The sequence below is a fragment of the Acidovorax temperans genome (assembly GCF_028596105.1).
In the GTDB taxonomy this organism is placed as follows: domain Bacteria; phylum Pseudomonadota; class Gammaproteobacteria; order Burkholderiales; family Burkholderiaceae_C; genus Acidovorax; species Acidovorax temperans.
The window spans coordinates 3,447,790-3,461,488 of record NZ_CP117193.1 but is presented as its reverse complement, the minus strand read 5'-3'; the positions used below and the strand labels follow the sequence as shown (position 1 = coordinate 3,461,488).

At 67.0% G+C, this 13,699-nt stretch carries 10 protein-coding genes; 3 read left to right on the top strand and 7 right to left on the bottom strand.

The annotated features are described in order from the left end of the window. The first annotated feature begins 15 nt into the window (after positions 1-15). Positions 16-759 carry a lysophospholipid acyltransferase family protein gene (locus PQV96_RS16195; RefSeq protein ID WP_066788778.1) on the top strand — a complete coding sequence of 248 codons (744 nt, stop codon included), beginning with the start codon at positions 16-18 and terminating at the stop codon, positions 757-759. Between the two features lie 82 nt (positions 760-841). On the opposite strand, the gene PQV96_RS16190 is transcribed toward PQV96_RS16195, so the two are convergent. Together PQV96_RS16190 and PQV96_RS16185 are read right to left on the bottom strand one after the other, a co-directional pair. Then, the gene (locus PQV96_RS16190) at positions 842-2,464 is read right to left on the bottom strand and encodes a methyl-accepting chemotaxis protein (protein WP_273623564.1); all 1,623 of its coding nucleotides are present in this window, start codon (positions 2,462-2,464) and stop codon (positions 842-844) included. Positions 2,465-2,718: 254 nt separating this feature from the next. Next, a complete protein-coding gene (locus PQV96_RS16185) occupies positions 2,719-3,786 on the bottom strand; it encodes an ABC transporter ATP-binding protein (protein WP_273623563.1) in 1,068 nt (355 codons plus the stop codon). Positions 3,787-3,917: 131 nt separating this feature from the next. Here PQV96_RS16185 and PQV96_RS16180 point away from each other — a divergent pair, with 131 nt between their 5' ends. Next, on the top strand, positions 3,918-5,546 hold the full coding sequence (locus tag PQV96_RS16180) for an ABC transporter permease (RefSeq protein WP_066788787.1): 1,629 nt from the start codon (positions 3,918-3,920) through the stop codon (positions 5,544-5,546). Positions 5,547-5,706: 160 nt separating this feature from the next. Here PQV96_RS16180 and PQV96_RS16175 read toward each other — a convergent pair whose 3' ends face one another. From PQV96_RS16175 to PQV96_RS16155, 5 genes are all read right to left on the bottom strand, one after another. After that, entirely contained in the window at positions 5,707-7,347 is a 1,641-nt protein-coding gene (locus PQV96_RS16175; protein WP_273623562.1) for a PepSY-associated TM helix domain-containing protein, read from the bottom strand. A 15-nt stretch (positions 7,348-7,362) separates the two neighbouring features. After that, on the bottom strand, positions 7,363-9,504 hold the full coding sequence (locus tag PQV96_RS16170) for a TonB-dependent receptor (RefSeq protein WP_273625271.1): 2,142 nt from the start codon (positions 9,502-9,504) through the stop codon (positions 7,363-7,365). 274 nt (positions 9,505-9,778) lie between these two features. Beyond that, on the bottom strand, positions 9,779-10,138 hold the full coding sequence (locus PQV96_RS16165; protein WP_207374067.1) for a DUF2946 family protein: 360 nt from the start codon (positions 10,136-10,138) through the stop codon (positions 9,779-9,781). Between the two features lie 54 nt (positions 10,139-10,192). Next, positions 10,193-10,942, bottom strand: coding sequence for a LytR/AlgR family response regulator transcription factor (locus PQV96_RS16160; protein ID WP_207374068.1), 750 nt, complete (start codon positions 10,940-10,942; stop codon positions 10,193-10,195). Beyond that, positions 10,939-12,135 (bottom strand): sensor histidine kinase, encoded by a 1,197-nt coding sequence (locus PQV96_RS16155; protein ID WP_273625270.1) that lies wholly within the window; start codon positions 12,133-12,135, stop codon positions 10,939-10,941. The genes PQV96_RS16160 and PQV96_RS16155 overlap by 4 nt, the downstream gene beginning before the upstream one ends. 49 nt (positions 12,136-12,184) lie before the next feature. Here PQV96_RS16155 and argH point away from each other — a divergent pair, with 49 nt between their 5' ends. Beyond that, a complete protein-coding gene (gene argH, locus PQV96_RS16150; RefSeq protein ID WP_273623561.1) occupies positions 12,185-13,657 on the top strand; it encodes an argininosuccinate lyase in 1,473 nt (490 codons plus the stop codon). The last annotated feature ends 42 nt before the right edge of the window (positions 13,658-13,699 follow it).

Sequence of the window (13,699 nt, the reverse complement as noted above, 5' to 3'; positions counted from 1 at the left end):
CGCGCCGGGGTTCTTGTGAAGTTGCCACGCGCGCTGTGGCGCTGTGCGCGCCTGCTGGGCCATGTGCTGCATGGCCTGTGGGTGGTCACGCTGCGTTTTCCGCGCATGTCGCAAGAGCAGCAATACATCCGCGTGCAGGCGTGGTCGCAGCAGTTGCTCGCGTGTGCCGGTATCTCGTTGCGGGTGCAGGGCACGCCGCCGGTGCGTGGCCCGGTCATGCTGGTGGCCAACCACATTTCGTGGCTCGATATTCCGGTGATGCACGCGGCGCGGCATTGCTGCTTCATCTCAAAGTCAGACGTGCAGGGCTGGCCCTTGATTGGCACGCTGGCCACTGCTGGCGGCACGCTGTACATCGAACGCACCTCGCGCCGCGACGCCATGCGCATGGTGCGCACCATGCAAGAAGCCCTGCAGCGCAACGAGGTGCTGGCGGTGTTTCCGGAGGGCACCACGGGCGATGGCCGAGCCATGTTGCCCTTCCATGCCAACCTACTGCAAGCCGCTGTGGCGGCCGATGCGCCGGTCGTACCCGTGGGGCTGCGGTTTGTTGACAAGGCCACTGGTGCCACCAGCTTTGCGCCCAGCTACATCGGTGACGAGACCCTGCTGGGCTCTATCTGGCGTACGCTGAGCGCCCCGGCCATTGAGGCGGTGGTGACGTACGGAGAGCCCGAAACCTCCCAGGGCCGTGACCGCCGCGAATGGGCCATCCACCTGCAGGCTGTGGTGGACCAATTGCGCCAGCAGCAGGGCTGAGCAACGCCGCTGCTGCTGCTCCGCCGTGGTGGGCTTGGCAAATCAGGCGCGGCGATAGCTCCTGGCTCACCGCCTCAGCTCTTCAGGCGCTTGGCAGTGCTGGCATGCGGACAGGGCCCGGCACCGGCAGCGCCTCGTGCTGTGGGGGCAACACAAACTGGCTGATCAGGTGCGTGAGCTCGTTGGCCTGGTGGCGCAGGCCCTCTGAGGCGGCGGCAGACTCTTCCACCAGGGCCGAATTTTGCTGCGTCATCTGGTCCAGGCGCGCCACGGCCGTGTTGATGTCGTTGATGTCGCGGGTCTGCGAGAGCGTGGTGGTGCTGATGTCGCTGATCATGCTGGCGACGTTGCGGATCGAGTCCACGATCTGGCCCATGGTGTGGCCCGCGCCATTGACCAGGGCGGTCCCGGTCTCCACGTTCTGGGCCGAGGTCGCGATCAGCCCCTTGATCTCGCGGGCGGCTTCGCCCGCGCGCATGGCCAGCTGGCGCACTTCGGCCGCCACCACGGCAAAACCCCGGCCTTGCTCGCCCGCGCGGGCGGCTTCCACAGCGGCGTTCAGCGCCAGGATGTTGGTCTGGAAAGCAATGCTGTCGATCACCCCGGTCACTTCCTCCACCTTGCGGGACGACTGCTGGATGTTCTGCATGGTGTGCACCACCTGGGCCATCGCGTTGCCGCCCTCGGTGGCCACGGCCGATGCCTGGCTGGCCATGTGCTCGGCGCGGGCTGCCGTTTCGGTGGATTGGTGCAGGCGTTGCGTTACCTGCTCCAGCGCAGCGGCCGTTTGCTGCAGGCTGGACGCCGTGCCTTCCGTGCGCTCGGACAGGTCGGCATTGCCCTGCGCAATCTCGTGGGCTGCCAGGCGCACGCTCTGGGCGGACTGGCGCACTTGCATCACCAAGGTGCGCAGGGCTTCCTGCATGGTGTTCAGGGACAGCAGCAACTGGCCTGCCTCATCCCGGTTGTGCCCTTCGATGTTCTCGCGCAGGTCCAGGCTGGACACGCGCTGGGCCGTGGCGTTGGCCGTGCCGATGGGGCGCGAAATGCTGCGCACCAGCCACCAGGTCAGCACGCTGCCCAGCAGCAGGGCTGTGGCGCAAAACAGGGTCAGCGCCACCTGGGCGCGTTGGCTGCTTTGTGCAATCTGGGCGCCCGCTGCGTCAATCGCATCGCGCTGCGATTGCGCCAGCTGCTGCAACGACCCGAGCAGGGCGGCGGCACTGGGCTCAAAGCGCTCAGCGAACACCTTGCGGATGCGCTCGGTCAGGCCAAAGTCCCGGGCCGCTACCAGTTCTTTGACGGCGGCCTGAAAGTCTTGCGCCTTGTCGTGTGTGCCGGTGAGCAGGGCTTGCTCCGCAGGCGTTTGCAGGCGCGTGGCCAGCTGGTCCATCAGCTCGCGGTAGTGGGTTTGGGTGCGCTCAATGTCGGCCGACAGAATCTCGCCCACTTCGGGCTCGGAACTCAAGGCCATGGCCTTGTAACGTTCGGCATTGATGGCTTGCAGGCGGTACGCATCGGCCACCAGGCGTTCGGTGGCCACGTTGTTTTCAATGGCCTGGCGGGTGGCTGCGTCCACGCTACGCAAGGACCATACGCCAATGGCAGAACCAGCCAGCGTGAGCAAAAGTACGGTCACAAAAGTGGCCAGCAGGCGGCGACCGAGGATGTTGGTGGCGCGGGGTGCAGGAGCGGTAGCGATCATGGCAAGTCGGTGGAACCCACCTGCGTTCGCCGGGCCCCTCACTGGCGGGGCTGCACCGGCACCTGCGCGCAGGCGGTGGCATTGGGCAATATCACCCGACGCCATTGGGCCTGCAAAGTGTGACAATTTGTTTGCAATTGCGGGTGGACCATCGCCACCGGCTGCAATCCTGTCAAATTGCTATGAAAAATATAGCTGCCGCCGCTTTTTCAGCGGGCGCTAGAGGCTGATTTGACGAAAATTGTCCGGTGGCCTCATGCACCTCGCGCAAAGGTCACCACATGGTCCACCTGGGCGCGAATGCCAATCCACTCGCCCACCGCATGGTCGTGGTGGCTGGGCACGTGGGCCATGACCTGCAGGCCGCTGCGCAGCCGCAGGGTGTACAGAAATTCTGACCCGCGAAACGCCTTGCGCACGATCTGCGCCTGCACCGGTGCATGGTCGTCGTGCACGATGTCGTCGGCGCGCAGCAGCACATCGCATTCACCGCCAGGGTAGCTGCTGGGCAAGGGGCATTCGGCCAGGTCGGTCAGGTCGCCCAAGGGGGTTTGGGCCACCACGTTGGTGCCACGCTGCACCAGCGTGGCCGGGGCAAACACGCCATGGCCGATGAAGTCGGCCACGAAACGGGTGGCGGGGCGGTGGTACAGGGTGTAGGCGTCGTCCCATTGGTGCAGATGGCCTTCGTGCATCACGCCGATCACATCGCCAATGGCAAAGGCCTCGAACTGGTCGTGCGTCACGAACAGGGCGGTGGCCCCTGCGGCTTTCAGAATGCCGCGCACCTCGTGCGCCAGCCGTTCGCGCAGGTCCACGTCCAGGTTGGAAAAGGGCTCGTCCAGCAGCATGAGCTGCGGGCGTGGCGCCAGGGCACGCGCCAGGGCCACGCGCTGCTGCTGGCCGCCCGAGAGTTCGTGGGGGTAGCGGTTCTCGCTGCCTTCCAGGCCCACCAGTTGCAGCACCTCGGCCACGCGGGCAGCTTGTTCGGCGCGCGGCAGCTGGTGGATGCCGAAGGCCACATTGCGCCCCACCGACAGGTGCGGGAACAGCGCGTAGTCCTGAAACACCATGCCAATGCGGCGCTGCTCCGGCGGCACGCTCAGCGTGGCACTGCTCACCACGCTTTTGGTCAGGCGGATTTCACCGCTGGAAACAGGCTCCAGCCCCGCTACGGCACGCAGCAAAGTGGTCTTGCCGCAGCCAGAAGGGCCGATGAGCACGCCGATGTCGCCCGCATGCAAGCCCAGCGAAACACCTTGAACGGCGGCTTGTGCGCGGCCCGCGTAGCGCACATCGAGTTGGGAGACCTCTAGGAACATCCCGCCATTCTAGGTGGCGAATGCTTAAAATTCGCATTTGCATCCCAGCCGCCACGGCGCGCAAGGGCCGTGCCGCCCTGGCGGGTGGCCCCCTGGCGCTGTGTTCCATCCGCCTCCATAGATTGCCCGTCTTGCGCCGCAGCCCCTTCGCTCTCCGTTCCCTGGCCCTGATTTTGTTGGCGGGCGTGCTTGCCTTGCCGGTATTGGCGGTGCTGGCGTCCTGGCTCCCTTGGGGGCAGGGCGACGCCCAGGCGGGCAGCATCTTGCGCGAGATGGCGGCTACGGTGCTGCCGGGCTATGTGGGCACCACCCTGTGGCTGAGTGTGATGGTGGCCTTGGGCGCGGCCCTGGTGGGCACCGCTGCGGCGGCGGCGGTCACGCTGTTTGATTTTCCGGGGCGGCGCACGTTTGAATGGCTGCTGCTGCTGCCGCTGGCCATGCCCGCGTATGTCACGGCCTATGCGTACACCGACTTTTTGCAGTTCAGCGGCCCGTTGCAGGTGGGCTTGCGCAACATGTTTGGCCTGGAAGGCCGCCTGCTGCCTGAAGTGCGCAGCCTGGGTGGTGCGGTGTGGGTGTTCATCTTCTCGCTCTACCCCTATGTGTACCTGCTGGCCCGCACAGCTTTGGGTGAGCGTGCGGCGCAGCTCATGGAGGCAGCGCGGCTGCTGGGTGCCCCGCTGCCGCGCCGCATCCGGGCGGTGGCCTTGCCGCTGGCCCGCCCGGCCGTGGCCGCAGGCGTGGCGTTGGTGCTGATGGAGACCCTGGCCGATTTCGGCGTGGCCAGCTACTTTGGCATCCAGACCTTCACCACCGGCATCTACAAAGCCTGGCTGTCCATGGACAACCGCCTGGCGGCGGCCCAGCTGGCCACCATGCTGCTGGTGGTGGTGCTGGCCCTGTTGCACCTGGAGCACCGCGCCCAAAAGCGCATGCGCTTTGCCGCCGGTGGGGTGGGGCGTGCGGGCTCGTCAGAGGCGCAACCGCTGGTGCTGCGCGGTGGCTTGCGCGTGGCGGCGTGGCTGGTGTGCGGCCTGCCGGTGCTGATGGGTTTTGTGGCACCGATTGCCTTCATGCTGCGGCCGCTGGCGGCCGACTGGTCGGTGCTGCCCTGGGGCCGTTTTGTGGAATGGGCCTGGCACAGCGTGCGACTGGGCGGCATCACTTCTGCCCTGGCTGTGGCCGTGGCGTTGACGCTGGCCTTTGCGGTGCGCCGCCGCCCCGATGGCGTGACGCGCGGCGTGGTGCAACTGGCCAGCCTGGGCTATGCGGTGCCGGGGGCTGTGATTGTGGTGGGGCTGCTGCTGCCCGTGGGCTGGCTGCAGGCCGCCGTGCCGCAGTGGGGCATTGGCGCGCTGGTGACGGCCACGGCAGTGGGCATTGTGTGGGCGTACCTGGTGCGCTTTTGTGCGGTGGCCCTGCAGTCGGTGCAAAGCGGCTATGCGCGCATTCCAGCCAGCCTGGACGATTCCGCCCGCATGCTGGGCATGGGAAGCCTGGGGCTGATGGCGCGGGTGCATTGGCCGCTGCTGCGTCGCTCTACCGCTGCCGCCGCGCTGCTGGTGTTTGTGGACGTGATGAAGGAGCTGCCCGCCACCATGGTGCTGCGCCCCTTCAACAGCGACACCCTGGCCGTGGTGGCCTACCAGCTGGCCCGCGACGAGCGCCTGGGCGAAGCCGCCTTGCCATCGCTGGCGCTGGTGGCGGTGGGCCTGGTGCCGGTGATTCTGCTCAGCCGCACCTTGCGCAGCCGCCACTGAGACGGCTGTGCCTTCCAATGAATCACGTCGTCGGTTCGCCTTGCCGAGCTACAGCACTTTCTGTGGCTTGCGGCCCGCTTATCTGATGGAATGCAAAACCGTGTGAACCTGCGGTGCGGCGTCGTTGCCGCCTCGCAGCCTGCTCATGCACTCGGAGCCGTCAAACATTGCCAGCTTGCGGGCTGGCCTTGCCGGTAGGGGCGCTCGCCTCAGCTGGCCGTGCGGTTCGCGACCGTGCCAGGCCCGCACCTGACCGTGCCTTGACCCGCAAGCGCCGCCAGCCCACCACCACACCTGTCACGCTCAGGGCCGTGCCACCCACGCTCAGCACGATCAGCACCACGTCCCACAGCGGGCGGCGCTCCAGCAGGGGCAGCCAGTCCCAACTGTGCAGCATGGAAAACAGCCAGCGGCTGGTGCGGCGGTGGGTGTCGGTGCGGCCCAGCACGGTGCCCGTGCGTGGGTCGATGTGCACCCAGGTGGCATGCGGGTCGGCAAACACCACCCGCCACACGGGCAGGGGCTTGTCGGCGCCACCGCCCATGGTGTGCGGGGCCCGGTCGTAATAGTGCAGGTCGTACGCGTTCAGCGTTTGCACTTCCTGTACGGGCGCGTCCACCAGGCGTGCGGCTGCGGCGGTCAGCTCCCGCGGGGCGATGGCATGGTGCGCGGCGGTGGTTGCGTCCAGCAGCGTGGCCACGCCGCTGGGGCTCCAGGCCTGCACCACGGTGTGGCCCGCCGCGCGCACCCAGCGCAGCTCGCGCACGTTGGGCGTAGCCTGTGCCAGCAAGGCCTGCACGCTGGCCAGGGGAGGGCCACTGGCCAGTTGCAGGGGGCCGCCGTGCATGGCAGCGGTGCGCAGGGGCGGTGCACCGCTGTCAAACAGCTTCCAGGGGTTCATCGACATCAGCCCGCTGAACACCCAGGTGGTGGTGACCGCTGCGAACAGCAGTCCCGTGGTGTGGTGCCACTTCATCATGCCGCTGGGGTAGGGCGAGCGTGAACCGCTTTTGTAGCGTGCCCCCGTGAAGCGCCAGCGCAGCACGCCCACCACGGTGCCCGTGAGCGCCAGCACGATGCCGGCGATGGACAGCCAGTTCACGATGTCCGTCCAGTACCGGTCGAACACATTGCCCCGGAAAGGGTAGAGCCAGTGGATCCATGCGCCTGCGTAGTTCCACAGGCGTTCCGTGCGGGTGGCGTCGCGCACCACCTCGCCCGTGGCGCTGGAGACATACACCACGGTGTCCTCTGCATCACCCAGGGCCACGGTGTGCAAGGGTCGGTGCATGTCCAGCGCCCTGGAATGGGTGAACGCGTCTTCGCTCACCATGCCCAGGTGCTGGGGGTAGGCGTCTGCTGCCAAGGCGCTGTCACGCGACGAGGCGAAGGTTTGGGCCGATGCCAGCGCGTGGGCGGCTGATACGTTGCGGATCAGCTCGCCCGTGGTGGCATCGATGACCACTGGCGCTGGCTTGGATCGCCTTGCGGCCCTGCTGCCGGGCTCCAGGTCGGTGGCCGGGGTGGCCACATACACGGGGCGGCCACCACTGGCCAGCGCCAGCCGCAGCTCTTGCAGCGGGCCCTGCAAGCCTGCCGCTTGCAGGGTCTGGGCAGGCTCCAGTGCAACGGGCACCCCGCGCAGCGGAGGCAGGTGCTCCAGCCGCTCGGCCGGTGTGAGCTTGGGGTAGCCCACGTACATCATGACGATGCCAGAGATGAACCAGAGGGCGAAGACGCTGCACAGCAGCACCCCCAGCCAACGGTGAACCAGGTAAAGCCAGCGTTTGGCGTGCCGCATGGGGTGCTCTGCCTTTTAAAACGCGGTGTGGAGTGTCACGTCCAGCGTGCGTGGGGCGCCCAGGTAGACCTGGCCGCTGCCCGCATTGGCGGCGTAGATCCGGTCTGTGGCGTTGCGCAGGCGGGCCGTCAGTGTGGTGGCAGGCCGCAGCTTCCAGGCTACGGCGAGGTCCAGCAGCGTGTAGGCGGGCCAGTGTTGCATGTTGGCAGCATTGGCATACACCTTGCCCACATGGCGCACGCCCGCGCTGGCCGTCCATGTCGGTGTCAGGGCATAGCTCACCCACAGGTTGGCCACTGTCTGCGGTGTGTTGGTCGGTGTCTTGCCAGCCAGCGAAACGCCGCCTTGTACAAAGTTCTCATAACGCGCCTGTGTTCGCACCACGTTGCCTTGCAGTTGCCAGCGTGCATGGGGGCGCAGCCCTGCGGCCAGTTCCACCCCTTTGGACGATTGCGCGCCCACCAGCAGTGTCTGGCTGCTGTTGTTGGGGTCTTGGGTGGCGATGTTTTTGCGCGTGATGTGGAAGGCCGCCACGGTGGCCGTGCCTTTGCCGCCCCAGAAGTCCAGCTTGCTGCCCACTTCATACGAGCGGCCTGTGGTCAGCTCGGTGTTGTCGCGCACGTTGGCAAAGGTGGCGGTGCTCAGAACACCTGCTGGCGGATCGGCCGCGGTGGCGTACTGCGCGTACAGGTTCATGCCAGGCGTCACATCCCACACCAGGCCCATGCGTCCGGTGGTGGGCTCGTAGCTGCGGGCCATGTGGGCGGGGCTGGTGGCCGTGATGGCGCGGCGATTGGTGAGGTCCAGCGCAATGCGTTCGTGCCGCAGCGCGGTTATCAGCTGCAGTGCGGGTGCCAGGGCGGTGCGGTTTTCCAGGTACACGGCGGTGGTCGTGACCTTGTTGTCGCGGTCAGGCTGAAAGCCTGGCTTCATGCCCGGGATGTTGAAGAAATACTCGGTGGTGAAGTTGTAGGGGTCCACCGTGCTCACGGTGGTGGACAGGCTGTTGGGGAAGCGTGTTTGCCGGTTCACGCTGAAGTCCAGCCCGGCAGACCAGTCGCTGCGCCGCCCGGCCAGGGTGCCTTGGTAGTTGGCTTCCAGGCGGTTGCCAATCACCTCGTGGTCATGCCGTTGCAGCTGCACGCCCGAGCGCGCCACTGCCGTGTTGGTGGCGTTGAAGGCGTAGGTTTCGACGTTGCGGTAGTCGCGCAGCGCATCGTAGGCGTACAGGGTGTTGCGCAGCTGCAGCGCGTCTGACACCCTCCATTGCGCCACAGAGCGCAGCCACTGCACGCGCTGTGCGTACAGCCCGTCTGCGCTGTTGTAGTTCTTGTCGCGGGTGCCTGGGTCAATGCGTAGTTCCCCTACAGCCGGTTGCAGCACGGGAGTGCCCCAGTAAGGGCGGTGCACGTTTTCGTTTTGGTATTCGTAGGCCAGCAGGTGGCTCCAGCCGCCGCCCAGGTCAGACAGCAGCGATGCCGCCAGCTGCGTGGCGCGGCGCTCGGTGCCTTCCGTCCAGCTGCCGCCGTCACGGTGGTTCAGGTCCAGCCGTGCGTAGTGTGCGGTGCCACCGCCCGAGGCTGTGGCCGCAGAGCCCAGGCTGCGGTTGATGCCGATGGACAATTCCCGCAGCCGGTGCGAGCCAGCACGCACCTGCGCTTCGGTGAAGTCGGTGCGCTCGGGCGTTTTGGTGATGTAGTTGATGGACCCGCCCACGGCGCCCGAGCCGAACAGGAAGCTCGACAGTCCGCCAATGGCTTCCACCCGGTCGTAGATCCAGCTATCCACCGGGCGCGCCGCAATGCTGTACTGCACCGTGATGCCATTGAACAACTGGCCCAGCGAGCCGCTGCCAAAACCACGGTAGCTCACGCCCACGCTGCCCGGCGCATCGTGCGCGGTCACGCCGGGCACGGCCCGCAAGATTTCCTGGGTGTCCTGGGCGCCGCGTGCCTCGATGGTGGCGCGGTCCACCACGGTGACCGATGCGGGCGTCTCGCGCGCTGTCAGGCCCAGGCGGCTGCCGGTTTCCGCGGGTGTATCCAGAGTGAGCTTGCCGTTGGGCGTGGCAGAGCCCTCGGTCACCTCCACCACTGGCAGGGTGGCGGCTTGGGGTGTGGTGGTTGCCTTCTCCTGGGCTGATGTGCCCAGCGGCATGAATGCCAGTGCAGCAGACACGCTGGCCACCAGGGTGTGCAGTGCGAATGGTGGCAGTCCCGGTTGGAGGCCAAGAGATGAAAAGACGGAACGGCGCACGGCGGCGCCCACGGCCGCGGTGCGGCCCAAAGCTGGGAATGGCATGAAACATCACTCTGAAAGCAGCAGGCCAGCGCCAGGCAAAACAATGCCGGGCGCACCCTGCCGCGCATACGAACAGGCACCGCAAGCCCCAGGCCATGAAGGCACCGGGTGCGAGCGGATCAGGAACGGGTCAGAGTGAGTGCGGTGGGCCGCGCGCAGGCAGCGGCGCAGCCGTGGCGGCCGCAATGCGGGCCGCCTGCACAGGCTGCACGGCATGGGCCAGCGGGTGAGGGGAGGGAGGTGCCCAGGCCGCAGGGGCCGGAGGCGCGCCGGTAGCGGGGGCGCACAAGGGGCAGTCCATGTGGGTAGAGCCCATCTCTACCGCGCCGTCGTCGGTCTGCACCATCCACTTGATGGCCCCGGTGCCCGAGCAGATCACTTCGATGGACTGTGGGTGGATGAGCGGCGATGCCACCGACACCCCGATGGAGGCGACGAACCACGCCAGCACCCAAAGGCGCAGGAGGAAGAGGGTTCGACGATTGGACATGGCGCGCGATTATGCCCCGTGCCAGTGGTCCACCGCTTGATCTGACCGGGGTGGTCAGCGCGCCAGTTCTTCGCGCACCGCAGCCACCTGCCTGCGCGAGACCGACAGCACTTCGGTAGATCCCTGCAAGCGCACAGCCCAGCCTTCGCCCTCTTCGGGGTCGTGGTGCTTTTCCAGCGCCCGCAGCGCGCGGCGTGCCACCAGGGCGTTGCGGTGGATGCGCAGGAAGCGCTCGCCGTAGCGTGACTCCAGGTCGCTCAATGCACCATCCATGATGAAGCTGCGGGTGGCGGTGCGCACGGTCACGTACTTCTGCTCGGCCTTGAAATACAGCACCTCGTGCAGCGCAATGCGCTCGGTACGCCCCCGGTCCTGGATGAGCAGCGTCTCGCCTTCCGGCAGGGTGGAAATGGGGGCGGGCGTGCTGGGGCGTTGCAGGCGCTGCACCTTGGCCAGCGCCTGTTGCAGGCGTTCGCGCCGCACGGGTTTGGTGAGATAGTCCACGGCGTCCAGCTCAAACGCGCTCACCGCATGGTCGGCATAGGCGGTGACGAACACCACGGCAGGCGGTTGGGGCAGGGCCTGCACGGCGTGGGCGAGGCTCAGCCCGTCCTGGCCGGGCATGTGAATGTCCAGCAGCAGCACGTCAAAGCCGCGCCCGCCGGTGGGGCCCAGCAGCGCCAGCGCTTCGCCCGCGTTGCCTGCTTCTGCCACGGTGGTGCGCTGGCAGTCGGTGCAGTCGCTCAGCAGGGTGCGCAAGCGCTGGCGGGCCAGCGGTTCGTCGTCAACGATCAGGATGTTCATGGCGCTTTCGGCGGTGTGGAAGGTGAGGCTGTGCGTGGCGTGGTCGATGGTTTGCGGCGCCCCTTGGCGGCCCGCTGGGCTTGCAGTGCGCGGCGCATGGGGGCTTCCACCGGCAGCGTGATGCGCACCTGGTAGAGCCCGTCTTGCACCCCGGCCGTGAACTCGCCCTGCACATCGTGCAGCAGTGCCAGCCGGGCACGCACATTGGCCAGCGCAATGCCATGGCCGCGTGGGGCGTCGTTCTTGATGTGCGAGGGCGGCAGGGTGTTGGTGATGCGCACCACCACGCGGCTGCCACGCAGCTCGGTCATCACCTTCAGCTTGCCGCCGCGCGGGCTGGGCTCCACACCGTGCTTGACGGCGTTTTCCACCAGCGGCTGCAGCAGCAGCGGGGGCAGGCGCGCGCTGTCGGTGCGCGGGTCCAGGTTCCACTGCACTTGCAGGCGGTTGCCAAAGCGCACCTGCTCAATGCCCAGGTAGCGCCGCGCCAGTGTGATCTCTTCCGCCAGCGTTGTGGATTCGCCCTGCTCGATGAGGGCCACGCGGAACAGGTCCGACAGGTCTTCGAGCAGCGACTCGGCCTTGGCAGGCTCTTCACGCACCAGCGCAATGGCGCTGTTGAGTGTGTTGAACAAAAAATGTGGGCGAATGCGCGACTGCAGTTCCGTCAGGCGTGCCGTGGTGGCCGCCGGGGTGCGGCCGCGCGCGCGCAGCACCAGTGCAGTGACCAGCATGGCTGACAGCAGGGCCCCGCAGGCGGCGCTGGCGAGCCATGGGGGCGAGGGGGGCGCCACATTGGCCAGCTTGAGCATGGCGCAGGCATAGGCACCCGCCAGCGCCCCCAGCACCACGCCCGCTGCATATTGCTGGGCGGTGCTCAGGCGCTGCAGCACGGTCTTGAGGCTACAGGCCGTGCCCAGCCAGACCAGCGTGGCGGGCAAGGCACCGCCCGTGAGCAGAGCGGCCGTGGCCAGCCATTGGTAGAACGTATCGGCCCCAAACATGGCCCCGACGCCCACCACCGTCTCCACAAACAGCACCGCGCGCAGCACCACCCCCAGGTGGCATGCATCGAACACTAGGGCCCGCCCGGCAGGGGCTTTGGAGCCCTTGGACCATGGCTGCGCCTGCGCAGAAGACGGTGTTTGTCCGCGCTCGGGGGGCAGGGTCGATAAAATTTCGGTGTTTTGCATTGGCATCCGGGCTGTCCGGGTGTCTGAACCATCCAATTATTGCCCTCCCATGTCCTCCAGCCAAGCCAACAACGCCGCGTCTGCGCCATCCCACAACCAGCTCGACACCAAGGCCCAGGCCTGGTCGGCGCTGTTTTCCGAGCCCATGAGCGACCTGGTCAAGCGCTACACCTCCAGCGTGTTCTTCGACAAGCGCCTGTGGCAGGCCGACATTGCAGGCAGCCTGGCCCACGCAGAGATGCTGGCCGCGCAAGGCGTGATCAGTGCGGAGGACCACGCTTCCATCCAGCGCGGCATGGCGCAGATCACACAGGAAATCGAATCCGGCGCGTTTGAATGGAAGCTGGACCTCGAAGACGTGCACCTGAATATCGAAGCCCGCCTGACCCAGCTGGTGGGCGACGCCGGCAAGCGCCTGCACACCGGCCGCAGCCGCAACGACCAGGTGGCCACCGACGTGCGCCTGTGGCTGCGCGGCGAGATTGACCTGATTGGCGACCTGCTCAAAGAACTGCAAATCTCTTTGGTCGATGTGGCCGAGCAGAACGTGGACGTGATCCTGCCCGGCTTCACCCACCTGCAGGTGGCCCAGCCCGTGAGTTTTGGCCACCACATGCTGGCCTATGTGGAAATGTTCAAGCGCGATGCAGAGCGCATGGCCGACGTGCGCCGCCGCACCAACGTGCTGCCCCTGGGCAGCGCGGCCCTGGCCGGCACCACCTACCCGCTGGACCGCGAACGCGTGGCGCGCACGCTGGGCATGGAGGGCGTCTGCCAGAACAGCCTGGACGCCGTGAGCGACCGTGACTTCGCCATCGAATTCACCGCCGCCGCCAGCCTGTGCATGGTGCACGTAAGCCGCTTGAGTGAAGAACTCATCATCTGGATGAGCCAGAACTTCGGCTTCATCAAGATTGCCGACCGCTTCACCACGGGCTCGTCGATCATGCCGCAGAAGAAAAACCCCGACGTACCTGAACTCGCGCGCGGCAAGACGGGCCGCGTGGTCGGCCACCTGATGGGCCTGATCACCCTGATGAAGGGCCAGCCCCTGGCCTACAACAAGGACAACCAGGAAGACAAGGAGCCGCTGTTCGACACGGTGGACACGCTCAAAGACACGCTGCGCATCTTTGCCGAAATGGTGGGCGGCCAGCTGAACCCCGCCACGGGCAAGAAAGAGGGCGGCATCACCGTGAACGCCCAGGCCATGGAACAGGCCGCGCTCAAGGGCTATGCCACCGCCACCGACCTGGCCGACTACCTGGTGAAGAAGGGCCTGCCCTTCCGCGATGCGCACGAGATCGTGGCGCACGCGGTGAAGGCCGCCACGTCGCACGCCTGCGATTTGTCGGAGCTGCCGCTGGCGGTGCTCCAGGGCTTTCACCCTGCCATCGACAAGGACGTGTACGAGGTGCTGAGCCTGCGCGGCTCGCTCAACGCCCGCAACACCCTGGGCGGCACCGCGCCCGCGCAGGTGCGCACGCAGCTGGCGCGCCACCGTGCGCGGCTGGCGGCCTGACTATCAAAAAGTGAGCTGCTTGCGCCTGTCTATCCACGGTTT

What these genes read in the sequence shown, in the direction of transcription:
- PQV96_RS16190 (WP_273623564.1), bottom strand. Translation starts at nt 2,464, where the DNA reads ATGATCGCTACCGCTCCTGCACCCCGCGCCACCAACATCCTCGGTCGC.
- PQV96_RS16185 (WP_273623563.1), bottom strand. Translation starts at nt 3,786, where the DNA reads ATGTTCCTAGAGGTCTCCCAACTCGATGTGCGCTACGCGGGCCGCGCA.
- PQV96_RS16175 (WP_273623562.1), bottom strand. Translation starts at nt 7,347, where the DNA reads ATGCGGCACGCCAAACGCTGGCTTTACCTGGTTCACCGTTGGCTGGGG.
- PQV96_RS16170 (WP_273625271.1), bottom strand. Translation starts at nt 9,504, where the DNA reads ATGCCGCTGGGCACATCAGCCCAGGAGAAGGCAACCACCACACCCCAA.
- PQV96_RS16165 (WP_207374067.1), bottom strand. Translation starts at nt 10,138, where the DNA reads ATGTCCAATCGTCGAACCCTCTTCCTCCTGCGCCTTTGGGTGCTGGCG.
- PQV96_RS16160 (WP_207374068.1), bottom strand. Translation starts at nt 10,942, where the DNA reads ATGAACATCCTGATCGTTGACGACGAACCGCTGGCCCGCCAGCGCTTG.
- PQV96_RS16155 (WP_273625270.1), bottom strand. Translation starts at nt 12,135, where the DNA reads ATGCAAAACACCGAAATTTTATCGACCCTGCCCCCCGAGCGCGGACAA.
- argH (WP_273623561.1), top strand. Translation starts at nt 12,185, where the DNA reads ATGTCCTCCAGCCAAGCCAACAACGCCGCGTCTGCGCCATCCCACAAC.